Consider the following 25738-nt stretch of genomic DNA (forward strand, 5'->3'; position numbering starts at 1 on the left):
CCCCAAGAAGTCTGCTTGATCCATCAAATACGGCTACGTTGTATTTATTTTGAGCCATTTCCGGAAGGGAGTGGCTTTTCATTTTAATGATAGAGTAGTTGTAAAAAAAACTCCCCATTCATCAAGTGATGCGAGAGGAGTACCTTTTATAAACTAAATATATTATGAAAAAAATCTGTTTTTATGTAGATGGGGTTGACTCTTTTAGTAGTAAAGCGCCCTAATAAATAAGGCGCTTCGCTAGATGTTGGTATATTTCAACCGGCTGATCTAATATAGAAATAATTTTTTGGAATTGGAAAAATAAAAATATTTTTTTATGTCTGCTTCTCCATTTTTTGAGCTGGCTTAGCTTAACCCAATTATTGGTCGCTCGCCATCGCGATAGAAGTAGTCGAAGAGTTGACTTGGTTTACACGCTAGAGCTTTAGAAAGGCCATATATTTCATCCGCATATAGTTCATTAAGTTCTCCTGAGAAAAGTCTATTAAATCTCTTCGCAATAATTTTAGAGCTATCACTAATTTGATTCTGGCTATTTATATAAGGATTGATCAAATCGTGAAATAAGTTTTCATTCTTTTTTAGACTCGCTAAAATATGGCCCTCATGTTTTCTAAAATAATTATTACAGAAAGTATCAATATCTTCTCCTAAAAAAATCAAGGTCTTATGAAAGATTCTGCCGTCTAGTTTGGGAGAGCTCTCACTAAGAAGATTTGATATTTCTTTAGATTTATTTTTTAATTCAGATTTATTTTTAATCTTTTTCTTAAGTATGGATAAAATATATTTGGAGAATTCTTCGAGTTTATTTGATTGATATTCAGTCATTTTTATTTGTTTTTTAAAATAAAAAGTCTCAAATGGGACTAATATTGATTTTTATATTTATATTTGTCTTATAATCAGTTGATCTGATTTAGTCTCGAATACGAAAACGACGAAATTTCAATGACGCGAGACGTAGGGTTTGCGAACCCCCTGTGCTTTTTGTATTTTCGCAAAAGGAAGGGGCAAGCTCCCCTATTGGAAACTGTGTCATGGGTATTCGTCGTACCTCGTATTTAGTGGAAGATAGTGGGGCTTGCCTCTTTTATATTTATAGATGCTTGCGTCTTACTTCCCCTTTGAGACTCTTATTGATAATCCAACTAGTAAATTATGAGACAAAAAGAGTCATTAACCACAACAGAATGGCGGCAGATTAAGAATCAGCTTCGTCAGCTTGCAGTATCACTGCTCATCAAGAACAAATACTGCCCACCAGAATAGCTCCTTAAAAGCTTAAAATTAACAATGGCCGATAGCCCCTGGGTATCGAATGGATATAAAAGCCGTAATGGGCTTATTATAGCATACCAATTGTTGATTTTGCCGGCCTATTTTTTTAGATCCACGCTCTAAAATTGAACAGCCCTCATCTCTTTTATCTTCGCACTTTAAAAGTAAGGGTTTCCGATTTCAAAAGCAAAGATTTGAGAAAAATACTGTTATAGAAATTCTATAAAAAAGGTCGGTTTTTTATTTTACCAACGGACGCGGTATCGTCTCTATCAAATTAGGTGTAACTGTCCTGCACCGCGCCCGATAACCTATTTCTTATTTTTTAACCGCTGTGACCTGAACCCATTCAGGTTCCCACAAAAAAGCTGATTTCGGTCGGATAGGGAATGCTATGTGCTATGGTCACAGCTAAAAACTAAACACATGAAAGCCATTTATGAAGATCTCCTGCATCTCGACAGGCCATTCTATGAGATCCATGAAGACAGTTACGATCCATTGAAATGTATCGAAAACCTTTGGGATCATTATTCGCTAGTCACGATACGCGAAAACCTCTATGCATTGGATCTCAAATGCAAAACCCTCGGCGAAGCTACCGAAAGCAAATTAGAAGCTCTACAGCAAACGTTGTTTTTGTCGGATATTTTGCGCGCGCTAATAGCCTATTTCCTGACGCATAGCCGCCATTTAGATACGGGCCAAATTAGACTGTCAGCTCTGGAAGCGAATCTGGAGGAAATCAGACTGACCAAAAAAATCAACGATTTTTTTCAATCCATTGACCAACCTAAAACCTTAAGATGATGAAAACAATACTATATAATTTATACAAGGCTTTTAAAAGCAAACGAGCACGAGCGATGCTGCTGTGTTTGGTTTCTATGTTTAGTTTATCTGCCCAAACGCCCCGCAAGGACAGCGGGGCCAATGGGCTTAATATTGCCCAGCCTGTCATGCTAGGATTTAGGGTGCCAGAAGAGTTTTGGTCGCACGAGTTCATGATCTTTGAGAACGGAAAATATACCCGTCAAACTCTCGAAAAATATCGTGGCAAACCGCTGATTCTGGACTTTTGGGCAACTTGGTGTACTTCCTGTATGCCCAATTTTTCTAAACTTGACCGTTTTAAAGAGCGCTATGGCGATAAGATAAATTTTTTGCTCGTCAATAGTTATGATAATGATACGGTAAAGGTGGCTGATATCTTTATTGGTGAAAAGTATGCTAAATATCGTACGAAAACGCCCTCAATAGTTTTAGGTAGTTATTTAAAACAGCTGTTTCCTCATCAGGCGGTGCCGATTTTTGTCTGGCTGGATGATTTTGGGCGCCTAGGGGCCACATCAACGTCTGACTTTCTAAACGAAAACCAGCTTGAAGCGCTGATCGCTAGAAGGAAAGGAGCGAAGAAATGAAATCGTTACTTATCGTGTTAATTGTACTATGTGCGAGTAATTTATACGGCCAAATAACTTTGTCAGGTAAGGTCCGGAATGAAGCAGGGGACCCCATCCCCCAAGTTATAATACGAAATGGCAAAAACAAATTATTAGCGACCACTGACAATACTGGTTTTTTTTCATGCGCTGTTTTAAAGTTGCCCCTACTGATCAATAGCAATAAGCTGGGGTATAGGCCGGATACCTTGTTGGTGACAAGAGACGAAGCCCTGAATATTGTGCTGAAAAGAAACCTTATACAGTTGGAAGAAGCAGTGGTGTATAGTGACGGTTTTCAAAAACTGCCACGAGAAAGGGCTACCGGCTCTTTCGAACAACTGAATGGTGAATTGCTCAGGAGAAGGGTGTCGACGTCAATACTAGGTCAATTGGATGGAACGGCGACGGGATTACAGTTTGATAATCGAACTAAAAATGCACAACTGAATATTCGTGGTCTAAATTCGTTTTCAGGGGCTAGCATAGCGCCATTGATTGTCGTAGACAATTTTCCATATGAAGGCTCTCTGGATCAGATTAACCCTAATGATGTCGAATCTGTCACCTTGCTCAAAGATGCGGCTGCCACTTCGATCTGGGGAGCTAGAGCCGGCAATGGTGTTATCGTGATCACTACGAAAAAAGCAAGTAATGGGTTTCAGGCCACCTTTTCTTCCAATTGGACTCTTCAGGCCCCTGAAGATCTTTATTATACGCCGGTCGTAAAAGCTACCGACGCCATCGATGTGGAAATGATGCTATTTGATAAGGGGTATTATAATAATCTCTTTACTAATCCGCTTTCACTAAGAAAGATTATTCCATCGCCAGTAGTCAACATGCTGCAAAAAGCCAAGACAGGCGTTATTTCTCATGAGTCAGCAATGCAGTATATCGATGGCCTGAGGGATCAGGATGTGCGTAAAGACAGGGAACGGTTTTTTCGCTGGGGCGGCCTACAGCAGCATTACCTGCGTATAAATAGTGGCTCACCACGATCTGACCATAGTCTTTCCGTTGGATGGGATAGATCCCTAGCAAATGAGTTAATGAAAAGTGATGACCGCATAAGCTTGAGACAGAATAATGTTTTTCGGATTGGAAGCCGCCTGCAAATCCAGGCGGATCTTTCTTACGCCACCAAGACTTTGAGGTCTTCACTCGGAATAAGTAATTACGTCACTTATCCATATACAAGACTTTTTGACGATAGTGGCAATGGTATCACACTGCCTTATTTATTAAACCCAGACTACGTAAAGAGCCTGGCTGGAAGTAAACTGATGGACTGGAGACTAAATCCTTATGATGATCTTGCACAGAGTCAATCTCGGGGCAATATTGCTCATATGGCCGCAAATCTAACCACAACATACAAACTGATAGGAGGGTTAAATATGCAGCTAATTTATGGACTTGAATCCCAAAAGTCCAAAGGGCGGGCGCTATACGGGGAAAATAGTTTCTTTGCTCGTGATATCATCAATAAATTTACGCAGGTGGCTCAGGATGGAACGGTAAAGTATATTGTTCCCAAAGGTGCTATTGAGGACCGATCATACAGTGAGATGATCGGGCATCGTGTACGGGCACAGCTAAATTATGATAAAAACTGGAATGATACTCACAAACTAAACTTCCTCATCGGATCTGAATGGAGCGACCGCCAATCGCAGGGCAACTCGTACCGTAATTATGGACTGGATACGGATGTGCTGACCGTGAAGAAAGTGGACTATGTCAATGCTTATCCAACGTATGATAATTTGTATAATAATGCTTATATCCCCTATAGTGGATCGAATAGCTCGGGTGTGCAACGATTTATATCTATATATGGGAATGCGGCGTATGCATATAGAGGGAAATATATCGTAACCGCATCCATGCGTAAGGATGGCAGTAACAAGTTTGGCGTAGTGACCAACGAGCGCTGGAATCCACTGTGGTCAGCGGGAGTAGCCTGGAATTTATCAAAGGAGTCATTCCTGAAAAGCTACACATGGTTGAATAGCCTGCGTATTCGAAGTACTTATGGTACAAGCGGTAATATCAGCGTAGGCGCAACACGTGATCCAATCATGACCTATTCTAGTGCCGCTAATTATACAAATTATCCCTTTGGAATTATCTCCATTCCGCCGAACCCCAACTTAAAGTGGGAAGAGGTGCGGACCTGGAATAATGGAGTAGATTTCACTATTCTTAAGAATAGAATTTCAGGATCATTCGAATGGTACGACAAATGGTCTCTTGATCTGATAGCACCGGATCAGATCGATCCGACGACAGGATTTGCAGAGGTACAACGCAACATCGGTAAAATCAGGGGTAAAGGTTTCGATGCCAAAATCGAAATTTCATCTTTGGGGTCAAGCCGGCTGCAATGGCGTGCGACGGTAGGACTTTCTAAGTCTAGTAGTGTAGTCAAAGATTATAAAGGAGCACTATATTCTTCTTCCGTATATGTAGAAAATAATGGCGGAATAATTAATCCGATTATCGGAAAAGAGATGTATCCTATTTTTGCTTACCGATTTGCGGGGTTAGATCCTGAAAATGGCGACCCGCAGGGTTATCTACATGGTGATCTTTCTAAATCCTATGCCAAAATGATGAACGATTCGCTCCAGTATATGAGGTATTATGGAAATGCACTGCCTAAATGTTATGGCTTTTTTAGAGGTTTGATTGCATGGAAATCATTATCAGTGACTTTCTCGATTAACTACAAATTTGGATATTACTTTAAGAAAAATACAGTGAGCTATGCGGGCACTTCCATCACCATGGGTGGTCATAGCGATTATTACGACCGATGGCAGCAGCCTGGCGACGAACAGTGGACGACTGTACCATCTATGATCTATCCCGGAGATGCGAATCGGGACCGGTTTTACCGGTACTCCGAAGCGAATGTCTTAAAAGGGGATGTAATCAGGCTGCAAGACATCCAACTGAGCTATGGTCTTAGTAAGCTTCCCGTGCGTTTGACGGCATCGGTCAATAATGTGGGGATATTATGGCGGGCCAATAAAAAAGGGTTGGACCCAGATTATTTTGCTACGCCACCCAGTCGTATTTATGCAATAGGTATTAATTTAAACTTACAAAAATGAAAATGATATGTTGTTGGTCAAGAATTGCAAGGGCTATATGCTGTTGTGTGTCAATGCTATTTTTGCTATCCTGTAATAAATTTTTGGATAAAAAGGCGGAAAGCTCATTAGTGATTCCCAATTCGTTGTCCGCTTTACAAGCTTTGCTGGATAACAATAATATAATGAATGTGTATATGGGGTCTGGATTGGCAGAAGTGGGCACAGATGATTTTTATATTTCTGGTGCTTCCTATAATGCGCTCTCCGAGTTAGAAAAGCATGCTTATACTTGGCAGCCCTATGCTTACTTCACAATAGCGGAAAGAAATATGAATTACTCCAATATATACCGCGTAGTTTTTAATGCCAATACGGTATTGGACCAATTAAAGAAAATGGATGACCGCAATAAGGAAACGTATAACTCTATCAAAGGAGCAGCGCTTTTTTTTCGTGCGTATGCTTTTTATCAATTGGCTCAGGTATACTGTCCAGCTTATAAAGGTGGCGATGCCGAACATAATAGGATGAATCTGGGATTGGCATTAAGACTGTCTCCGGACTTTGAAGAAAGATCGTTTAGGTCTACTCTAGAAGAAACCTATGTCCAAATAGAGAAAGATTTGCTGGCGTCTGTCGAACTGTTGCCGGACCGGGCCGAAATTGCGATGCGACCTTCTAAATTGGCTAGCTTGGCGATGCTTGGACGACTTTACTTAACGATGGGGGCTTACGACAAATCGTTTGTTTACTCAGACCGTGCACTCACTTTAAATGCTGCTCTTATGGATTATAAGGATAGAAGTTTTCAAAGTGCGACTCCTTTTGAGATCTTGAACCCGGAGACGATATTTTTAAGTTATAATGCGACGGTCTTTGCAATAGACCCAAGTATTGCGAATGTTGATACGGCATTATATCGCAGCTATTTGGATGACGACCTCCGAAAACTCTTATTTTTTAACCTTAAATCGGACGGAACTGCTGCTTTCAAAGGTAGCTATGTCGGATTTTATAATTCGGTCTTTTTTAATGGTATTGCAACAGATGAGCTTTATCTCATCAAAGCTGAATGTCTGGCCCGACAAGGTCAGCTTGAATTGGCTAAAGCAACATTGAAATTGTTACTGGATAAAAGGTATCGCAATGGTTTTACCTTTCCTGAAACAATACATGGACAGGATGCAATCTTACGCTATATACTCGACGAGCGACGGAAAGAACTTTTATTTAGGGGATTGCGCTGGACCGATATTAGAAGGCTAAATTTTGATCAGCGTTTTAAAAAAGATTTAAAGAGAAATCTTTCTTTTGAAGGGGGGGAGAAGACTTTTCAGTTGCCTGCTAATGACCAGCGATTCACATTTCAGCTCCCAGAGGATGTAGTCCAGCTTTCCGGTATGCAGCAGAATCCACTTTAAAGAATCAGGGCTATCCACGTAATTTGGACAGCCCTGTTTACAAACGTTTCGATCATTTGTTCTCACTAATTGGCACGAAAGGATTCAACGGTCTCATTTGGTGTACTTGATGAAATGGCTGATTGGATACGTTGCTGGACAGTTTGACTTGTTCCTGGTACCATATAATTAAGATCTATAACACCTGAGCTTGGACTTGTCTCGGGAGCATTTAAGTTACAAGCCGTTTGTGCTAGACCCGGGCATGTTGAACTTTTACCTTCTGAATATTGTGTGGCATCGCTAACATCATTGTTCGAAGGGTTGGTCGCCCCATCGAAATGCCATTCTTTAAGTTCAGGTTCGGTTTTCTCTATTTTAAGTTCAGTTTTTTTTGTCAACGCATTTACGCCTAGTACGATTCCAAATGTCATCACACCAATACTCATGGCGCCAATGCTTCGTTTTGCAATTTTTTTCATTTTTTTATGTGTTTAAGTTTATCCTTGTCGCTTATCCTTATTATCCTCCTGGATCGGCCGTGGAGGTGTTTCCTATTGACCGGCTGGGCATCTCCCTGTCCTCCGATCTGTTATCTTATACCAAAGTTACTGCAGTGATCAGCTTAAGATGTATGACTTTTGGGGAGCTCGTCGTATGATTTTTTGTGCGATGGCGCCCGGTCTCTTCTTTGAGGTTGTATTTCTATTACTGAATGGTAGCGCTCATTTTTGGGACGAGAGGTCTAATTTCAGGGGCAAATGCCAAATATGGTGGGATGGATAGGAATGTTTGTTTATTTATAAGCGCTCGGGCAGATGCCCGTCTGTTTCCGAAAAAAAACTGAAAAATTCTGCTGGGACCCATAGCCGCAATAGTTTGAAACTTCCTTGACCGAATGCCCTGCAAGAAGTAGATCTTTTGCTTTTTGAATTATAAGCGTGTTCCAGGTCTGTCTGGGAGTCTCACCATAGACGGTTTTGTACAACTTATCCAATTTACTAATGTCAATCTGTAGCTGGTCGGCAATAGCCTGTATCGAACAAGTGCTAAATGTCTGCATCACCTGATCCCGGATCATTTGTTCGGCCCTTTCGGCTAGGAATTGATCGGGATCTATCTTTTCATAGTGTTCAAAATTTTTATAAATGGCGATATCAAATAGGTCATAGACAAGTTTTACAGCCATAGCTTCATTGTCTTTATGATAATTGAAAAAATGCTCTTCAATTCTAGAAAGCTGATAGCTTGTCTTTTCTTTGATTGGCCATATTACACTTTGGTAAAGTCGCTTTTTGTCGCGTAGATGTGCTGTACTGAATTTAAAGAGGAAATGGTCTTCTTTAAATATGGCTGATCGTATATACCCTATATCGACCAGAACTCCGTAGATCAAATATTCTCCCTGCATCAGAAGAATTTGCATCTTCCCTTTGGGAATGTAGGCATAAGTATCATATCCAGAAGGCAACTGCACGTGACTATTATTTGCTGAATGTTCTATGTTAATGGTCGAAACGGAATACCTATTATACAGCAGATGATAATCGGATTTATCGGTTTGCAGGGACAATTGAAGCGTTCTTTGCACGTGGGCCTGCACGCGATAAAATATGACGCTATGGTAATCAATATATTCTTCTAGCAATTGGATGCTCGCATCCTCATAGCGCTGTAACTGTGAATCGGGAAGCTTGGGCAAAAATGCTCTTACTTGTCTGGAAAACTGGGGCACCTCGGGCAATATAAAATGAAAAGTTTTGATCATTGGATATACAGTCAATCGGGTTTTATAAAGGGCTCAATCCATGTTTATAAAAGTAAAATCGAGGACTGAGAAATACCTAAAAAAATGATAGATGACCTATTTCTGAGGAAATCATGCACAAAAACAAGGATATCTGACCTCTTTTTCTGTTCCTTCGTCAGTCATTGTCAATATGCCTTCTTTTTTTGTAACCTATCATTCTTTTCCTTTTTTTGAAAGATTTCAGCCACATTTGATCGTTAGCTAATACAATTTTAGTGCTGTACAGCCAGCGGGAGTGGCCTGACCCGTATCGTTGCAGGCCGATGTTTAATTCAATTCAAACATGAACGACAATATACAGACAAGTGATCAGATCGTCGAACTGGGGTTAACTTTGCCTCAGATGATGCAGCTATTTCCGGAAATGGGAGATGTCGTTGACGATGAAAAATGCTGGGTAGAAATACCTTAACGCTAATTCAGCATCGCTTTCCGTCGGAAGGCGATGCTGTTCACTGATTGAATAATAACCTAATTTTTCTAGACCACAATTTAAATGAACAATAATCAATTGACCAAACCGTTTTGGTTTGCCAACGTATGGAATTTTTTTCCGGAATTTACGGTAGAAGATCTTGAAATAAATTACCTGAGATGGAGCGCTTACCGAAAGTCTTTTGCCAAGATGCTGCAACCCGTCCAACTGGACCGAATGCTGGACGCCTCTTGTCTTGAAATGCTTCCAACTGATCTTAGCGGGATTTTCATCTCTTTCCATTATGGCCCATACCGTCTGATACCGCGCTATCTGCTTGCGGCAGGCTATAAAATCTCTGTACTAGCTTCGCCCGGTATCATTAAAAAGGAACAAAAAGAGACTGAACTCCTGATGCAGCTAAACAATTTCGAAGCAGATAGCCTGCGCTATATCGATGCTTCAAGACGTACAGTGCTCAAAAATATACTTTCGGACCTAAATGAAAAGCGTTTGGTGCTGGTATACCTTGACGCGGACGAAGGGGTGAATCGCTTGGCTGCTAAAGGGACCCGATCTTTGCTTAAGGTCCCCGTCGCAGCTAGTGGACTGTATTTCCACGCGAGTATCGCCGAGCTTGCCTTCCGGTTTCATATTCCCCTCTCTTTTCTGCTGATGGAAAAAAATGAGAACAATGGCCTGTGGAATCTGGCTTTATCAAAAGGGCTGCGCTGTAAAAGAGCGGAGCAACCTGATGGGTTTATGAAGAGGTTCAAGGGAAAATTAAACAGGGCGATAAACCGCATTGTCATGAAGGAATGGACAGCATGGGAAAACTGGCCCTTGATTCATTTTTATCATCCGGATCTTAAAGAGAGAAAGGTCGTTTCACAAGATGCACTCACGTGGGTAATGCCTATATATTTACAAGAACGTGCCTTTTTTTTCGACGTGAAAAATCGTCAATTTTTCGAACTAAAAACGGGTAATTTGCTAAAAGGGTAAAAATTATGAAATGAAGTAAGTGAGTTGATGTATAATTTCTTGATAGGGATGGTGTTTCCTTTTGACGAAATATTATTTTTAATTAATTTATTCTTTACGCTTTGTTTTTTGTAATTTAAGTGTTCAAAGTACACCAATTATAGAAAAAACAATTTAGCCAACGTTTAAAATAGGATATAATGGAAGATAGACGGACCAAAATAACCCAGTTTTTCACGCGGAGATACATCTTATTTTTTATCGGAACAGGATTCTTGCTGCTGCTGCTGTTCAAATTGAATATTCAGGTTTGGCATCGATTGACCATGCGACATCTGTTGGCCTTAACCGGACCATACTTGTTTTCATTCGCGATGTATTGGCTGGCGGTAAATTTATTGCAGTTAAGTTCTATTTATCTTAAACTGGTCATACTGCTTGTGCTGGGCTGCTGGCAATACCTGAGTATAGATTTCTGGGTGGATTATACCTACTCGTGGCTTCCTGCTCACGGCATTTCATTTGCCGGAAAACTGACGGATTATCATTTGATGCAATTCCACAATCGGATCATGGTAGGCAATTTATTGGTACTGGGGACAGCCTTAATTGTACACAGCGTTTTTAGAAATTGTTCCTATTGGCTAAGGTTTCAATTGCTCACCATGGAATTGGATGCCGGCAGGCTGGCGGGACGTCTCTCTAAGCATTTCGTGAAAGAATGGATCAAGATCGTGCAGCATAACAAATTGCTGCACCGAAACGATACACTGGAACTATTTCGATACATCATTGCAGTGACGGCAAACCGGAAAGTCAAAGTAGCTATTGCCGAAGAATGGAAGCAGCTCAAGGTGATGGCTTCCTGTTTTACAGACCGCCTGATGCTATTTAAGGGGGAAGAAGTCCTCTTTGCGACCGATTGGAGCCGCTCTATCATTGCTGCATCCATGCTCTCGTGGTTTGAAAATGCCCTGAACTATAGTCCTCGGGGAGCACAGGGTCAAATTATCATGGAATGGACGCGGGTAGATGGTCAGTTGCATTTCCAGATGATCAATTATGTCAGCGGCAAGCGCTCACCGGGACATACTGGGGTGGGCAATAAGTTGCTGCAGGAATTATTTGATGCGGTATTGCCCGGAACATATCGGATTGAATATCGCGAACAAAATACTATTTTCAGCGTCCAGCTTACGCTGCTCCAAAACTACCGAAAAGCGATTTAACTGAGTATTTTATAAAATAATGCCATATGCCAATAATCCCTATTCTTATCGTTGAAGATTTTCGACCTGATGCTGAAAAATTAAAAACTCTTTTAGAAGAAACAGATTTGGACCTCCTTATCGATGTGGCGGATAATAAAAAAGATGCCTTACGGAAAATCAACTCCGGCAAGTATGATGTAATTTTTATGGATGTTGTGCTGGACCAAAGGGCCGACGATACCTTGCTCAATGGAATGGATCTTTACCAGTCTATCGATGCCAAGAAAAGACCTGAGGTCGTATTTGTGACAGAGCATGAAGCGTTTTCGCTGCGCTCTTATCATTTGGATGCGGCGGACTTTATGCCCAAACCGGCTACGTTTCCGATGGTCTACAGAGCGCTAGAAAATGCGTTTCGCCGTTTGGCTGTTCCGATCAATCTTAAATGTGTGCCACAGCCTGAATTCGCCTTTATCGAAATGACCGATAAAATGTGTCAAAGGGTACAGTTCAGTGATATTTACTTCGTGCAGAAAGTGAAAGGGGACAATGAGCTGGCTTTTTTCGAAAGAAATATGAGATTGGATGGGTTTGGCAAACCAGTGCCGCGAAAGGCAAAAAAGACCATAAAAGAGATTGTTGATTTTCTACCGGCAACCGAATTTGTTCAGGTGGATCAATCGACCCTAGTCAATATGAACTTTATTGTTTCCTTTTTGAAGCGTAAAATTGTGATGAGCGAGGGCCCTCAGCGCTCGTTCGCCGTGACCCGCAGCTATATCAAGGAACTCCGGCAGAAGCTGCACGTGATCGAATGAGCAGACGGATAGTAGGGATGAATTAAACTGAATTAATAAACCGAATGATAGTCAAAATAAACTAAGATGATGGAAAAATTTTTTGAAGAAGTAAGATCCGAACTACGCGCGCTCGTACAGGCGGTGCAGGTGATCGCCAAGGAAGCGCGCCAGGTAAGCCAAAACCTGATCAATTCAACGTCCGAACTATTGGATAATACCGATATAAAAGAATTACTGCATATCAGGGATACCAAATTGGGGCAGATCAAACCCCAGCTCCCGGGCTACAATCTGGACGGTAAGGATTATTACTTTAAAAATGAAATCATTGCCTATATTAAGGCAAATCCCAAAAAGTACAAGTAGCGTGGAAGAGACAATTGCCCGGATTTTAGAAGTGCCGGATCTGGGCAATTTTACGCTTCACTCTAGCTTGACACAAGAAACACACTACCTCGACTAAACGATCACCCTACCTTAGCCCTTGTTAAGCTCAAGGATAACCCATGTGCAGGTGTCGTATTTAACCGTTTTCCATCGTATTCTACCGTATTTCACCGCAGTTAGCTGTAGCTATTGACATCGCTTGCTTTCGAGTGCATATTTGTATCGTCAACGCAATGATGGGCGCCCTTTGTTGTGACAGTCAACAGATTATTTAACATTAAAAACACAAGTAATGGCAAAATCAAAAGGTAATGTCGTCATGGAGGGAGCATCAGGGACAGTAGGCAAGATGCTCGTATTTCGGCAACGTGGCGATCAGACAATCATCGCCCGCAGACCGACTTTTCAAAATAAAAAAGCACCCACAGTTAAACAGCTTGATGTACAAAATCGCTTTATGGATGCTTCGTTATACGCTCGTACGGCGATACAGGATCCTGACCTAAAGGCGGCCTATCAGGCCAAGGCTAATATCAACCAGACCGCCTTCAATGTAGCCTTTAAAGATTACTTTACGGCACCGGTCATTCGTCGTTGGGACGATAGTGGATACCAAGGCAATGCCATGGATCAGATTTTATTTATGGTAAAGGATGTGATGAAGGTGGTGAAAGTACAGGTCGGAATTTTCGATGCAAATGACTTGGAACTGGAAGTAGGGATGGCGCAGGACATGGACGGACAAGGGGTATCCTGGATGTACCAGGTGCAGGCCGATAATTCGAATTTCGAAAACGCGAAGTACCGGGTAACCCTAACGGATACGCCCGGGCATGAATATACCTATGAATTAGTATATGGCAATCCGTAACGTATGGAACTGACACTCAAACGTGTTCGGCAGGGGAATAAGAGTACCCTGTCCGAACTCTACATCAACGGAACTTTCCAGTGTTATGGTCTTGAAGACACCGTGCGCGATGTAAAGATAAAAGGCCGGACAGCTATTCCTGCGGGAACCTACAAACTCGGGATCAACAGGAAGGGCGGGATGAATACCGCTTACAAAAAGCGCTTTCCGGATATGCACGAGGGGATGATCGAAATTAGTGCTATCCCCAATTTCAGTCTCGTTTATATTCATATCGGCAATACGCATGAAGATACGGAAGGCTGCCTGCTGGTCGGAACCTATTTTCATAAAAGTAATGACGATTGGGGTGTCTATCAGTCGGCCGAAGCCTATAAACAGTTGTATGAGACAATTATTGAACAGGTAAAAATGGGGCAAGTCACCTTAACGATCGAGAACAAGTTTACAGCCTAACGCGAGTTAAATACAAACGAAATATGAAAAAAATCATAGATAAAATTACAAAGGTCCTACAGGTGATCCTGCTGGCGCCTGTTAAGTTGCCAAATAAGGCGTTGAATATCGCTAAATATATCGCGCTCGGGCTTGGTATTGTAGAATCTGTCCTAGAAAAAGATAAGGACGAATCAGTGACAGGGGACAAAGCTTTTTCTGCGGACGTGCCGGATAACAGCCGACAGGAGGTTGATCGGGATAAGGATAAGAAAACAGTTGCCGGAATTCTTAAGGAAGGGGGGACGGATGCGCTGGAGTGATGTTAAACTTTCTACCATTGGCGGCTCTATTTGTGGCGTCTGGGCATCGTTTTCAATAGGAGGACTACTGTACAGTGCATTAACTGCCCTTGTCGGGACACTCGTCAGCTTTTTGTTGAGCCGGTTGTTACATCGTATGTTCAGGAAGAAATAGAACTTAAAAGCCCTGCTTCTTTTTGGGAGCAGGGTTTTATATGTAGTAGATGTAGGTCGTTTATATTCGTTAGTCCTTCTTAACAGTTATACGTTAAGTAGGAAAATAAATGCAATTTGAGATGAGCTGTCCAACTGCAGGGATTGTGCAGCTGCACTATTAAATTGGAAATTCATTAGCAGTACACTAAAAAAGAATAAGAAAGATCGTATTTTTGCTTGCATATGTTTAGCTATCCCGTTAGCTAGTCTCAAAAGTGCGGCATAAAGAACTGGTTTCAAAGTGCTTTAGTAATTAAATCGGGATTTGTTTAATCGGATTATACTGCTTGAAAGCAGAATTAAAAAATTAATAGACTTTACATGAAAAAGCTGCTGCTTACTTTGCTCCTCTGTTACTCAGCTGCTGCTGGAGCGCAAACCGAACGCGTGAATGTCTTCTTAGGATCTTCCGGTGACCATGGCCAGCTTTCGCCGGCAGCGTCCTCTCCTTTTCACCAATTGAGTATCGTACCTTATACTAATCCTACAACGCATACAGGATACGAGTATCTGGCCAAGGAAATTAAGGGGTTTACCCACAATCGCCTGGAGGGGGTGGGCTGTATGGGCAGTGGAGGATTGATCCTGATTAAACCATTTATAGAAAATGATACAAAACCTTTGAATAAAGTCATTGAGCAGGCCAGCCCGGGTTATTATACGGTAAATACAGCAGAAGGCATTCAAGTTGAAGTCGCTGTTGATAATGATTTTGGCCGGGAACACTATCGCTTTCCCGCGGGGAGAAAAGGTTTTTTTATTGATTTGGAACATGCTTTCAATGGCGCTTTTGTTGACAATGAATTTATTCAAGCGGGTAATCTCCTTGTAGGTAAAATGCGTGCGAAAACGACCTGCCATGTTGGTGTCTATACTATTTATTATGCGTTGGAGATTCCTAAAGCCAGGGGATGGCGAAAAGAAGGAAATAAGATATGGGTGGATCTAAAAGAGGAAGCTTTAGTCGCAGATATTAATATCGCTTTTTCGGCTGTGAGTAAAAATGATGCAAAAATGGCGATCTCAGCATACGCTAAGCTAGATTTTGAGACCATAAAAAAACGCGCGGCTGATCGCTGGAAAAATTCCCTTTCAGGGCTCAAAGTAAAGGGCGATCCGGATAAAGTAGATCTTTTTTATTCCTTACTATATCGCAGTTTGCAATCTCCCTATAGTATCAGCAACTCGCAGGGCGATTTTTGGGGAACAGACGGAAAAATGCATCGTTCAAAAGAGAAACGTTACCACGGCTGGGCCATCTGGGACAATTACAAAACACAATTACCACTTCTGGAATTGCTAGATCCCCATATGTATCAAGGCATCATCACGTCTATAGCCGACCTTTATCGTTATGGGAAATATGATTTTGCTGGCCCGCATGAACCTGCCAATTCAGTCCGGACAGAGCATGCCGCAGTGATCCTGCTGGATGCGGTCAGAAAGGGATATGAGGTTGATCTTGCTGGTATTAGAGACTCCTTGGTAGGTGATACCGCCCGCTTTGATTTTAAGAAACCGGACAAATACCTTGAAGCATGTTATGATATGTGGGCAATGGCCAAACTTTTTCCGCAGGAGCGCAAGACCTACCTGGGACGGGCAAAGTCATATCGAACTATTTGGAATAAAGATTTTAAAGATCTGACAAAACGGGATGTAGATCGTATGTCTGCGCGTGATATGTATCAAGGCACAATCAGGCAATATCGATGGAATGTACCCTTCGATGTCGCTGGATTAAAGCAGCTCGCAGGTGGCGAGGAAGACTTTCTGCGGGAACTAGATGAATTTTATGACGGCTATTATTTCAACAGGGCAAATGAACCGGACATGCAATCACTGACTTTGTATAATGCGAGCAAGTCGCCTTGGCGTTATCAAGAATGGATACATCGCATCGCTTTGGATACCACCATTCAATATTATTTCAACGACAATAGCCGAGGAATCGGAGCACATATCGATCGGATTTATAAAAATGAGCCCAAGGCTTTTGTGCGGACGATGGACGACGATGCCGGCGCGATGTCCAGCTGGTGGGTACTTTCGGCCATCGGATTGCAACAACCCTTGATCGGTGAGCCTATTTTCTATGTTAGCGTACCTTTTTTTGAACGGATTATTCTAGGTAATGGTTCAAATCCGCTGGTCATTGAGGTGCCGAATGCGAGTGACAAAAAGCGTTATATTAAATCAATCCTGCTCAATGGTAAGGATTTAGGGCGTTTATGGATAACACACGATGAGCTCAAAAAAGGGGGGACGCTCTCTATTGAATCTACGGAAAATCCTACAGATTATGGGGTGGCTAATAACTGGATAAGTAATCTCAACGACTAGTTTTAATCACTAAAACAGCTCCTCGAAATGGAGCAAGGATTTTGGCACTATTTTATCAGCTGTAAAAATAAAATAATTATATTAGCGTATATGAAAATTGCAGCTAATTTTCTGATGTCTGTTTTGGAGCAGTGCCCTAGTGCGATCGCAATTTTTGATAGCAAAGAGCTAAATATTGCTTTTGTTAGCCAAGGGATGCTGGATATCTGGTGTGTGGATCGCTCCATCCTGGGGCGTAGTTTTTGTGCATGCTTTCCAAATTTTAAGGAAGAAGGTTTTTCATCCATTTTGAAAAATGTATGGAAAACAGGAATTGTCTATCAGGCTGAGGATACACCCGCTTATATTGTTCATGATGGCACGAAAATACTGCGATATTTTAATTTTGAATATAGACCATTGCTTGACGAGGATGGGAAAACCTATGCTATTATGCATACTGTAAGTGATGTAACGGGCCGGCATCTTGCTTACAAAAATGTGAAAGAAAAGCAAGAGCAGCTTATGTTTAGCCGCGAATTGGACGTGCTCGCCAGCACATTGGCACATGATCTGAAAAATCCATTGTCTGTTTTGAAAATTGGGAATAGTTTTCTGAGTAAAAATGTGGGTGTTTCCGTTAAGGTAAGTAAAAAATGGTTTGAAACCTTTGCGGCATCTATTCAAAATATAGAAAGTATTATAAATCAGACATTGCAGCTTGGCAAGATACGCCGTGCCGAGAAAGAAGTTGCGTGTGTGGCAATGGATAAAAAAATAGGCAATTGTATTGATGAAATTAAACTGGTATATCCCGACAAACACATGGAATTCGTATTAGGAGATCTATTTCCTTTGTATACGGATGGTGGAATCGTTTATCAGGTCTTTATCAATCTCATTGGTAATGCCGTAAAATATGCAAAAAAATCAGGAGAAGCTTTTTTGCATATTTACAGTGAAAAAGCTGACAAGGGGGTCGTATATTATATCGAGGATAATGGCATTGGAATTCCCGGAGATGAGTTGCAGAAGGTTTTTCTTACGAATGAACGGGCGAGTAATACGGCCAAGGTTGCTGGAACGGGAATCGGACTGGCGTTGGTCAAACATCTCATGGAACATATCGATGGGACGATTCATTTGTCGAGCGAACTAAACAAAGGTACCGTAGTTCGCCTATTTTTTCCGGTTTCATCGCGTTAACCCGTTTAGCGATCGCTTGTACCGCAGCTTTGATGCTCCTGATTTAGCCCAGTCAAAAGACTACTGTACAGTGCATTGACTGCCCTTGTCGGGACACTCGTCAGCTTTTTAACCACATCAGAATCTGTGTTTTGTGCTCCGGTCTATATTTTGGTCAAAATCGTCATTGCTGCGGTCAAAGGTTTACAACTGGCAAAATTAATTTCCTCCCAGGATTTTTTGCCGTTTACAGCCTTCTCTGGGTCTTTCGCCTCCAACGAGAAGGAAACCATCTTTAGGCTAAAAAACATACCAGAAGGCTATTCATCACTACCGAAATATTTAGATATTGAGAATTTATGTTATAGGGATGAGGTTCTTGGGTATATTTCTGGTAATCAGCTGGAGATTGATTGTATCTTGTTGTAGAGAGTGCTCAAAAAGTACATTTTTGATGGAAACATGTGAAATAAAAAAAGGTTTTCAGTCGGGGAGAATGAAAACCTTCAAATAACCAATTATAAACCTATTAAGGTGATGTAAATATATGGATTTTTTATTTCTTTTTCAAATTTAATCTGTTTTTTTTGCTAATTTTTTAGATCAAAAGGAGTTTTTATGGATATTTTAATTTATTATGTCTTTTATTTTTGAGTTTTCTACTAATATTCGGTGTTTTTTTTGTTCAAATGTGTACTTATTTGTGTCGGGTAGGTGTTTTATTTGGTTTTTTTACTTCGAATGTAATGTATGATGATGTTTTATCTGGTTGTAATCGTTTAGAAGATGTAAAATTTTGTCTTAAAGCGAATTTTTTACGCAGGTAAATGCTCATCTATGTCTAGTACATGCGCAAAAATAATTTTAGGACGGGTCAAGGCATGGCTAAACGTTCAGCAGATGGCATGGCGAAGGGTAGCGATTTAATCAGCTACTCCAACTTGTATGTAGAGTAGCTGATTTTTTAAAAACGATTTATCGCTTCACAAATCCAATACCACTGATGCTTGCGGATCCGCCTGCCGTTAGGGGTTTAGATACTGTATTCCAGACCACGGGGTTGAATTGGTCATTGGTGATCGTCTTCTGGACCATAACACTGGTGGTGCCACTGTTTAATACAAAAGCATCATGACTGCCTAAAGCACCCATCAAAGCAGAAACATCATTTAAACTGATGCCAACTGAAAAATTTGTGTCGCCACCATCAACAACCAAGGCATACATCGTTTTATTGTCTGCGGACAGGCCAATGGCTGTTACCGCTTGAACAATAGCTGCTGTAGTCAAAACGTTATAACCTCGGTAACGAACCCAGTTGGTCCCGGATACAAGTCCGCTAAATTGATTCAAATCATAAGGCTCAAAAGCAAACTTGGTGGTATCGGGACAATTACCAATATAAGGCGAGCCATCTTTGCGTATGGCAAAGAAAGGTCTGGTCTTTTCTTTGGTTTTTATATTACTGGTCGATACATTGATCTGCCGACCATTTTTAATGTAAGAGTAGGTCGTAGCTAAAGCGGCATTGATAGCCGATAGAATCTGCCCCCCCGCCCGCGGTTCATTATACTTTGCCATATCGCCAATTGGCTGACTAACATATAAATAATCGTCAAATGCACTCATAATTAAAGGGAATACCGCTTTGGATGAAAGGTCTACTGTTAGCAATTGAAAGCTCACCCGTTGATCGAGCTTATTCAGATAACGTATATGGGTGCGTGTAAGTCCATCCGTTACTTTGACGGATGAATCGACCAAAAACGTTTTGATGAGGTCAGTCCGTTCCATAATCCTTTTGGTGACCGCCTCCATCTGTGTATCGTTGGGGATTGTGTCTGTGATCGGATTTTCTACGACCTTATCATCAAAGGAGGGATAATCATCCCTCTGTTTGCACGAATTAGCTATACCCATACAGAATATGCATAGCAGGGCAAAACTAAAAATTGTTTTTCTTTCCATATCTATCGAACTAAGAAAAATGAAACATAGGGCTTCATGATGGTACTGGTAAATCCATCATAGCCTAAGGCATAAACAACATACGACCTGCGGTCAAGTATCGCTCCGGCATTGCTATAAGAGGCGATTACTGTACCATTTGTTACAGGTGATCCGGCTTTGCGGATCTTCCATGTCCGTGTCGCAATACGGTTCAGTTGAAAGTAGGGGCTGGTCTCTAGGTATTTTACATCTTTTGCTACAAGCGAGTCTTGGACAGCAATAGCAGTTGCACTTCCAGTTGCTGCAGCGCCATAATAAAGATCAATGGACGGGACATTGGGCATCAGATTGGTAAATCGGTATTTTGCCTGTGTACTGTCGGGTCGCGAAAGATCCTCTTCATTTAAGATCATTTTCGTATTCTGCGCTGTATCTGTAATATGCAGGGTATAGCGCTTGCCGGCACCAAGGTTTACGGATGATTCGGCCAATATAATGGAGTCGCGTCCATCATCGGTTTTATGTGGAAGGGCAACCTGTACTTTCACATTGCCGGCCTTCCATTTTAAAAAGTCGGGTCTGGAGTCCCCGCGGGTGTTGTACCCGCCGCCGGGAAACGGTTCACGTCCCCGGATGAGCGAAGTGACGCGCTGGTCATCAAATTTGACATACATATAGCGGTCATCGGGATAGATAGATGCCATATTTACCTTCACAATGACATCATCGGGGGCGAGAAACTCTACTTTTCCAAAGTCTTGAATGGACTTCTCGCAAGAATATAGGGCAAATGCACCTAAAGCAAGAAATACTATTTTTTTGAAATTCTTCATAATTTTTTCTTTAATCCGTTAATAAGTTGAAGTGACAAACCAGGTGGGCTTAATCACATACTCCGGCTCTAGGGCGCCCCATCGTTCAAGCTCTGAAGCGTTCCATACGTACTCCGAATTATAACGCGGCCGGACGCGGTAACAATAATCATTGTAAGTCAGCTGGCTGCCGGCCAATGGAATAAACTGCTTGAATATTTCCGTGTTATAATGATATTTTCTTAAATCACACCATTGTTCAAGACCTCCCCAGCCCCATTGCACAATGTACTTTTGTCCCATGATGTCTGCTAAGGTCAAATCAGCAGCAGAGAGGGGTATTTCTCCTCCCTTGATATAGTTATCTGCTTCAACAGAAGTGATGACTTTTTCGTTGGTGGTATTGATGTACTTATTGACGAAGTTTATGTGTGCATAAATTCCTTTGATGTATGCTTCATAGGCCTTTGCGGCATCGCCTTTGATAAATAGGGCTTCGGCCTTGACCATTTGCAGCTGCGCGTAGGTCATCAACGGAAAATCAGCTGCGTCCCTAAAGATAAATTTGCCCACGCCGCTACTGACGTCTCCAAGGATGTTTGGAACTGTTGTGTTGGATACATTGGGATCGCCGCCGATGTAGATGCTGTCAACCGGATTGTTGATCATTAACATGCGCGAAAGACGTGGATCGGTCGATACTTTCGGGTTTTCAATGGGTTCACCGCGCAATCCTCCGGTGAGGTAGCGTACGATCGGCTTGCCTGCCCTGTTATAATAAGATGTGGTGTAAAGACCAAATCTGGAGCTTACCACATTGGCTGTTTCCGATTTATCACCGTCAAATTTAACGCCTGCATCATCGGACGGCGAATCAAAGGAGCGGTCCACAAAATAGGCAATGGAATCGGCATATTTTTCTTTAAAATCGGGTTTGTTGACCAAGTGAATGTACTGAAGTGCTTTTAAGCCGTAGACAAACTTTCGCCAGCGGTCCATATTTCCCCGAAATAGATTATCGCCTTTTTTTGAATTCAGGTTGGCACTATAATCGACAGGGCTTTTTTGATCCAGATAATATAAAGCCGAGTCACACCATACACGTACTTTAGCATATACTTCGGGCTGGTCATTATATTTGAAAGATAACTGCTGTGTACGCAAGGCTTCATCGAGAATAATCGGGCCGTGGTAATCGGTGAGCATCTGATAGCCCCAGGCCTTTACGGCATAGCCGATCGCGGCGTATTCATATTTTTGATTGACTATTGCATCGTTGATCATCAGCTGCAGGTTGAGTCCATGATCAAAATAGACCATACGCCACATCACACCGCCAACATCACTTTGCTGCGGGAAACCATGACGTTCCCAGATCCGGGAGGATTCGTCTGTACTCGCGCCCAAGATGGTTTGATTGAATTTGTTCATCTGCCGTTGGTCATTGGCATAACCATTGGCCATCTGATAGATAATTGGAGCTAGAAGCAATTCGGCTTTGACTAGCTGCGGATTGGACGGATTTTCATTGATGTCCAGGTATTTTTTACAACTGCTCAATCCGGCAAGGACTGAAAAGATGAGTATATAAAGTTTTGTTTTCATGATATATTCCTCCTAAAATCTCAAGTTAAGACCAAAATTGAAGCCTCTTGGCTTAGCCATGTTTCCGTAATCTATACCATATCCGCCGATGCCGCCAAGGCCGGCCGTATTACTATTGCTTTCCGGGTCAAGTCCTGTATAATTCGTAAAAAGAAAAAGATCGGTAGCGGTAAAAAATACACTTAATGCAGTTTGTGGCGAAATACGCTGTGTGAGATGCTTGGGAAGTGCATAGCGGAGCGTAACATCGCGCAGTCTAAATGCATAGATGTTTTTCTCGATAAACATCTGCGGTTCTATATTGGTCATATAGTAGGCTGAAGCTGAATAAGGGGTTACCGCAATACGGTTCGTTGTTGGATTGGCTGTATTTTCGAGTCCGTCCTCGAGTACCCCCTCAATCACCCGAGGGTTTTCCCGATTTAACGTCTTAACAGACTGCCCATAGGTATAGAGCCTATAATCCAGTCCATTGAGCACATCGCCACCTTTGCGGAGGTCCCATAAGAAGGTGAGGTAAAAATCTTTGTAGTTGAACTTATTGACAATGCCCAGCGTGAAGTCAGGAATACGATCTCCAATAGGATAATATTTGTCGGTGCCGGCGATGGGTAGACCGGTTTGAGGGTTTATCAAAATGTCTCCGCGACCGTTTCGCTTAAATTGTGTTCCAGTTAAGGTACCGATACTATAGCCCGGCATGACCGAAGACCTTACGCCGCTCAGTACCCAGGTGTCAGAATCATACAGTTCGGGCAATTCTTCCGCTAATGAAAGTACTTTTCCTTTGTACTGGGTAAAATTAAAGGTCATGTCCCAACTGAAATCGGTTTTTTTGATCGGGTTGACGTTGACTTGCAATTCGGTACCGTAAGTCTTGACTTCACCGCCGTTCATCATCCGTAAAACGAAGCCTGAGCCATAACTCAGTCGTGGTAGAATGATCTGCCCGGTGCTTAAACGGTTAAAATAGCTGAAATCAAATGTAAGGCGGCGCTTAAAAAAGCCAAATTCGAGTCCTGTTTCAAAATCGCGGGTTTTTTCGGCTTTCAGATCGGGATTTCCGCCATTCACACCATAGGCAAATCCACCACCTGTGGATAGCTTGGGCTCGAGATTAGATAACGTGTAATAGCTTTTAAAGGGCGCTTTTCCCGTTGTTCCCACAGAGATGCGGTATTTTCCGTCGCTGAGCCATTGCACTTTATTTTTGAAGAAAGACAAGTCTGAAAAATTGAAGGCCAACGAAGCCGATGGATAGCCAAAATACGGATTATTGGGCATCATTCGGGAGGCTGCATCCAGTCGTCCGGTTAAATTTAGATACAGCAGGTTGTCAAGATATCCAAATCCAGCCTGTGCCAAAAATCCAACTGTCCGAAAGTTATTGGCAACAGATCTTGCCAGGCGTGTACTCGGGAATGTGTTGTTGATGCTGTAAAAGTTGGGATCGTAAAAGTCCTCGCCATACTGTGAGTTGGTGAGGGTATTATAATCTTTAAATTCAGTTCCCAAGTTTGCCCGAAAGCTGATATCACGGCCGATTTTTGTATTTGCCGTAGCCATGAATGATCCTGATAGCACACGGCCATTAACTTGATACACATTCATGGATCCATTGCGTACATTGGTCGAAGATCCAGACCCGGAGTAGGATTGCGGATGGTAAACGCTTTGGCCCAGTGTGTTGGCGAAGTCGATGCCGATGATTCCGTTTAGACTTAGCCAGTTCGTTGCGCGATACGTTATATTGGAAGTAGCCAGAATGCGGTTTACGTCATCATTAGCGGTATTGCGGTATACATCCCAAAAGGGATTGTCGAGCTCGTTGTAAATATCTGAATTGTGGAGTACACGATTCCCTTTTTCGTCAATCCAATCGCGTACATCATACAGCGGGTTGAAGCGCATTAGTGTAATCAAATAACCTGTATTTCCTTTTCGGGCTTTATCGTTCTGTGTATTGATATAATTGAAAGAGGTGTTGAATTCAAGCTTTTCGTTAAACTTAGCTGTTCCGTTGAGACGGGTCGAGAAGCGTTTATAGCTTGTATTTGGTACAATACCGGTATTGTTGCTGTATTCGTTGGACCAGCGGTAGGTCACTTTTTCAGAACCACCTTCAAAGGAGAGGTTATGCTTTTGGTTATACCCGGTGCGGAAAAAATTGTTGACATTGTCTTTGTAGAGGGTAGCTCCTTCAGGATATTTTGGCCCCATAGCGTAGACAGAAGTTCCAGAATACGTACCATTGGTACCCTGTGCATACACATATTGTCGCTCGGGATATTTATTTACCGTTTCAACGCGTCCAGATAAGGAATAATTGACTGTAAACTTACCGGCCTTGCCTCTTTTTGTGGTGATCAAAATAGCGCCGCCGGCACCTTGGCTCCCAAACTGAGCTGTAGCTTCGGGTCCTTTCAGAATGGTATAGGTTTCGATGTCCTCTGGATTAATATCCATGGCGCGATTAGAATAATCTAGATCCCTATTGGCACCATTGCTGGCGAGATCATTTTCGTTTAATGTGGAATTGTTGATGGGGACGCCATCGACTACAATGAGTGCATTATTGTCTCCAGAGATAGAGGCAAAGCCACGCAGTACGATCTGTGCAGATGCACCCGGCATACCACTTGTACTATTGATAGAAAGACCCGGTACGCGACCTTGGAGGCCCTGGAAAAACGATTCACGCTGTGTTTCGGATACATCGGACCCTGCGACAATAGGGGTCGAATACCCTAGGGTTTTACGATCACGCTTGATGCCGAAAGCGGTGACAACGACTTCGTCCAAAGAGGAACTGTTTTCGGATAGGCTGACGTTGAGGACCTGCTGGCCGGAAAGAGCTTTTTCGATCTGTTTATAACCGACATGTCTAAAAATTAAGGTGGCGTTTTCTTGTACCGTGATCTTGTAGATGCCACTATTGTTGGTGATGGATTGGGTGTTTTTCCCTTTTTCGAGAACTGTTACACCGCCTAATGCCGATCCATCTGTCGTAGAGACTTTACCGGTAACGATTTTTTGGGCCAGGGCGACACCATACGTACTCAGTAAACTCACTAGTATGAGCATACTTCTTTTCATAATAAAATTGTTGTTTGATTAGTTTCGTTTAATTTGTTTTGCTAATGCACCTGGTGCTTGGGCAAGGTAATACTGTGCTATTCCATAAAAAATTCATAGCGGTTAGA

The 25738-nt window shown here is 42.1% G+C and carries 22 protein-coding genes; 14 read left to right on the plus strand and 8 right to left on the minus strand.

Features of this window, described 5'->3' with window-relative positions:
- Positions 1–348: 348 nt before the first annotated feature.
- A complete protein-coding gene (locus B3297_RS09445; protein WP_182983091.1) occupies positions 349–834 on the minus strand; it encodes a hypothetical protein in 486 nt (161 codons plus the stop codon).
- An 876-nt stretch (positions 835–1710) separates the two neighbouring features.
- Between B3297_RS09445 and B3297_RS09450 the strand changes: the two genes are divergently transcribed.
- The 4 genes from B3297_RS09450 (at position 1711) to B3297_RS09465 (ending at position 7251) form a co-directional block, all read left to right on the plus strand.
- Positions 1711–2094, plus strand: a complete 384-nt coding sequence (locus B3297_RS09450) for a hypothetical protein (protein WP_286766745.1) — start codon at positions 1711–1713, stop codon at positions 2092–2094.
- Positions 2091–2705, plus strand: a complete 615-nt coding sequence (locus B3297_RS09455) for a TlpA family protein disulfide reductase (RefSeq protein WP_286766746.1) — start codon at positions 2091–2093, stop codon at positions 2703–2705. Before B3297_RS09450 ends, B3297_RS09455 begins: the two co-directional genes overlap by 4 nt.
- Complete coding sequence (locus B3297_RS09460; RefSeq protein WP_286778819.1) at positions 2702–5848, plus strand: SusC/RagA family TonB-linked outer membrane protein; 3147 nt, start codon at positions 2702–2704, stop codon at positions 5846–5848. Before B3297_RS09455 ends, B3297_RS09460 begins: the two co-directional genes overlap by 4 nt.
- An 83-nt stretch (positions 5849–5931) precedes the next feature.
- The gene (locus tag B3297_RS09465) at positions 5932–7251 is read left to right on the plus strand and encodes a RagB/SusD family nutrient uptake outer membrane protein (protein WP_286766748.1); all 1320 of its coding nucleotides are present in this window, start codon (positions 5932–5934) and stop codon (positions 7249–7251) included.
- 65 nt (positions 7252–7316) lie between these two features.
- Here the strand turns inward: B3297_RS09465 and B3297_RS09470 are convergent, their stop codons facing one another.
- Positions 7317–7712 (minus strand): hypothetical protein, encoded by a 396-nt coding sequence (locus B3297_RS09470; protein ID WP_286778820.1) that lies wholly within the window; start codon positions 7710–7712, stop codon positions 7317–7319.
- A 314-nt stretch (positions 7713–8026) separates the two neighbouring features.
- Positions 8027–8998, minus strand: coding sequence for a helix-turn-helix domain-containing protein (locus B3297_RS09475; RefSeq protein ID WP_286778821.1), 972 nt, complete (start codon positions 8996–8998; stop codon positions 8027–8029).
- Between the two features lie 325 nt (positions 8999–9323).
- Between B3297_RS09475 and B3297_RS09480 the strand changes: the two genes are divergently transcribed.
- The 10 genes from B3297_RS09480 to B3297_RS09525 all read left to right on the plus strand — a co-directional run bounded on the left by B3297_RS09480 (position 9324) and on the right by B3297_RS09525 (position 18189).
- A complete protein-coding gene (locus tag B3297_RS09480; RefSeq protein ID WP_286766751.1) occupies positions 9324–9452 on the plus strand; it encodes a hypothetical protein in 129 nt (42 codons plus the stop codon).
- 84 nt (positions 9453–9536) lie between these two features.
- Positions 9537–10460: a hypothetical protein gene (locus B3297_RS09485; RefSeq protein WP_286778822.1), complete on the plus strand. Its 924-nt coding sequence runs from the start codon at positions 9537–9539 to the stop codon at positions 10458–10460.
- 179 nt (positions 10461–10639) lie between these two features.
- Positions 10640–11668, plus strand: coding sequence for a hypothetical protein (locus tag B3297_RS09490; protein ID WP_286778823.1), 1029 nt, complete (start codon positions 10640–10642; stop codon positions 11666–11668).
- 26 nt (positions 11669–11694) lie between these two features.
- Positions 11695–12468 carry a LytR/AlgR family response regulator transcription factor gene (locus B3297_RS09495; protein WP_286778824.1) on the plus strand — a complete coding sequence of 258 codons (774 nt, stop codon included), beginning with the start codon at positions 11695–11697 and terminating at the stop codon, positions 12466–12468.
- 66 nt (positions 12469–12534) lie between these two features.
- Positions 12535–12816: a hypothetical protein gene (locus tag B3297_RS09500; protein ID WP_286766755.1), complete on the plus strand. Its 282-nt coding sequence runs from the start codon at positions 12535–12537 to the stop codon at positions 12814–12816.
- A gap of 313 nt (positions 12817–13129) precedes the next feature.
- Complete coding sequence (locus B3297_RS09505) at positions 13130–13708, plus strand: hypothetical protein (RefSeq protein ID WP_070570023.1); 579 nt, start codon at positions 13130–13132, stop codon at positions 13706–13708.
- A 3-nt stretch (positions 13709–13711) separates the two neighbouring features.
- A complete protein-coding gene (locus B3297_RS09510; RefSeq protein WP_286766756.1) occupies positions 13712–14164 on the plus strand; it encodes a DUF5675 family protein in 453 nt (150 codons plus the stop codon).
- 23 nt (positions 14165–14187) lie between these two features.
- Positions 14188–14466: a hypothetical protein gene (locus B3297_RS09515; protein WP_286766757.1), complete on the plus strand. Its 279-nt coding sequence runs from the start codon at positions 14188–14190 to the stop codon at positions 14464–14466.
- Positions 14467–14982: 516 nt separating this feature from the next.
- Entirely contained in the window at positions 14983–17004 is a 2022-nt protein-coding gene (locus B3297_RS09520; protein WP_286778825.1) for a glycoside hydrolase domain-containing protein, read from the plus strand.
- 90 nt (positions 17005–17094) lie between these two features.
- A complete protein-coding gene (locus tag B3297_RS09525; RefSeq protein ID WP_286766759.1) occupies positions 17095–18189 on the plus strand; it encodes a PAS domain-containing sensor histidine kinase in 1095 nt (364 codons plus the stop codon).
- Between the two features lie 143 nt (positions 18190–18332).
- Here B3297_RS09525 and B3297_RS09530 read toward each other — a convergent pair whose 3' ends face one another.
- The 5 genes from B3297_RS09530 to B3297_RS09550 all read right to left on the minus strand — a co-directional run bounded on the left by B3297_RS09530 (position 18333) and on the right by B3297_RS09550 (position 25631).
- Positions 18333–18479, minus strand: coding sequence for a hypothetical protein (locus tag B3297_RS09530; RefSeq protein ID WP_313234329.1), 147 nt, complete (start codon positions 18477–18479; stop codon positions 18333–18335).
- Between the two features lie 664 nt (positions 18480–19143).
- Complete coding sequence (locus tag B3297_RS09535; protein WP_286778826.1) at positions 19144–20136, minus strand: phosphodiester glycosidase family protein; 993 nt, start codon at positions 20134–20136, stop codon at positions 19144–19146.
- A 2-nt stretch (positions 20137–20138) separates the two neighbouring features.
- The gene (locus B3297_RS09540) at positions 20139–20951 is read right to left on the minus strand and encodes a DUF4397 domain-containing protein (protein ID WP_286778827.1); all 813 of its coding nucleotides are present in this window, start codon (positions 20949–20951) and stop codon (positions 20139–20141) included.
- Positions 20952–20969: 18 nt separating this feature from the next.
- Positions 20970–22535, minus strand: a complete 1566-nt coding sequence (locus B3297_RS09545) for a SusD/RagB family nutrient-binding outer membrane lipoprotein (protein ID WP_286735659.1) — start codon at positions 22533–22535, stop codon at positions 20970–20972.
- Between the two features lie 12 nt (positions 22536–22547).
- On the minus strand, positions 22548–25631 hold the full coding sequence (locus B3297_RS09550; RefSeq protein WP_286778828.1) for a SusC/RagA family TonB-linked outer membrane protein: 3084 nt from the start codon (positions 25629–25631) through the stop codon (positions 22548–22550).
- Positions 25632–25738: the final 107 nt, after the last annotated feature.

Source organism: Sphingobacterium sp. UBA3519 (assembly GCF_002377215.1).
Lineage (GTDB): Bacteria > Bacteroidota > Bacteroidia > Sphingobacteriales > Sphingobacteriaceae > Sphingobacterium > Sphingobacterium multivorum.

Coding starts and splice junctions, on each gene's coding strand:
- B3297_RS09545 (WP_286735659.1), bottom strand. CDS start 22,535: ATGAAAACAAAACTTTATATACTCATCTTTTCAGTCCTTGCCGGATTG.
- B3297_RS09500 (WP_286766755.1), top strand. CDS start 12,535: ATGATGGAAAAATTTTTTGAAGAAGTAAGATCCGAACTACGCGCGCTC.
- B3297_RS09525 (WP_286766759.1), top strand. CDS start 17,095: ATGAAAATTGCAGCTAATTTTCTGATGTCTGTTTTGGAGCAGTGCCCT.
- B3297_RS09495 (WP_286778824.1), top strand. CDS start 11,695: ATGCCAATAATCCCTATTCTTATCGTTGAAGATTTTCGACCTGATGCT.
- B3297_RS09455 (WP_286766746.1), top strand. CDS start 2,091: ATGATGAAAACAATACTATATAATTTATACAAGGCTTTTAAAAGCAAA.
- B3297_RS09540 (WP_286778827.1), bottom strand. CDS start 20,951: ATGAAGAATTTCAAAAAAATAGTATTTCTTGCTTTAGGTGCATTTGCC.
- B3297_RS09520 (WP_286778825.1), top strand. CDS start 14,983: ATGAAAAAGCTGCTGCTTACTTTGCTCCTCTGTTACTCAGCTGCTGCT.
- B3297_RS09535 (WP_286778826.1), bottom strand. CDS start 20,136: ATGGAAAGAAAAACAATTTTTAGTTTTGCCCTGCTATGCATATTCTGT.
- B3297_RS09445 (WP_182983091.1), bottom strand. CDS start 834: ATGACTGAATATCAATCAAATAAACTCGAAGAATTCTCCAAATATATT.
- B3297_RS09480 (WP_286766751.1), top strand. CDS start 9,324: ATGAACGACAATATACAGACAAGTGATCAGATCGTCGAACTGGGGTTA.
- B3297_RS09450 (WP_286766745.1), top strand. CDS start 1,711: ATGAAAGCCATTTATGAAGATCTCCTGCATCTCGACAGGCCATTCTAT.
- B3297_RS09505 (WP_070570023.1), top strand. CDS start 13,130: ATGGCAAAATCAAAAGGTAATGTCGTCATGGAGGGAGCATCAGGGACA.
- B3297_RS09490 (WP_286778823.1), top strand. CDS start 10,640: ATGGAAGATAGACGGACCAAAATAACCCAGTTTTTCACGCGGAGATAC.
- B3297_RS09530 (WP_313234329.1), bottom strand. CDS start 18,479: ATGTTTTTTAGCCTAAAGATGGTTTCCTTCTCGTTGGAGGCGAAAGAC.
- B3297_RS09510 (WP_286766756.1), top strand. CDS start 13,712: ATGGAACTGACACTCAAACGTGTTCGGCAGGGGAATAAGAGTACCCTG.
- B3297_RS09460 (WP_286778819.1), top strand. CDS start 2,702: ATGAAATCGTTACTTATCGTGTTAATTGTACTATGTGCGAGTAATTTA.
- B3297_RS09550 (WP_286778828.1), bottom strand. CDS start 25,631: ATGAAAAGAAGTATGCTCATACTAGTGAGTTTACTGAGTACGTATGGT.
- B3297_RS09485 (WP_286778822.1), top strand. CDS start 9,537: ATGAACAATAATCAATTGACCAAACCGTTTTGGTTTGCCAACGTATGG.
- B3297_RS09475 (WP_286778821.1), bottom strand. CDS start 8,998: ATGATCAAAACTTTTCATTTTATATTGCCCGAGGTGCCCCAGTTTTCC.
- B3297_RS09470 (WP_286778820.1), bottom strand. CDS start 7,712: ATGAAAAAAATTGCAAAACGAAGCATTGGCGCCATGAGTATTGGTGTG.
- B3297_RS09515 (WP_286766757.1), top strand. CDS start 14,188: ATGAAAAAAATCATAGATAAAATTACAAAGGTCCTACAGGTGATCCTG.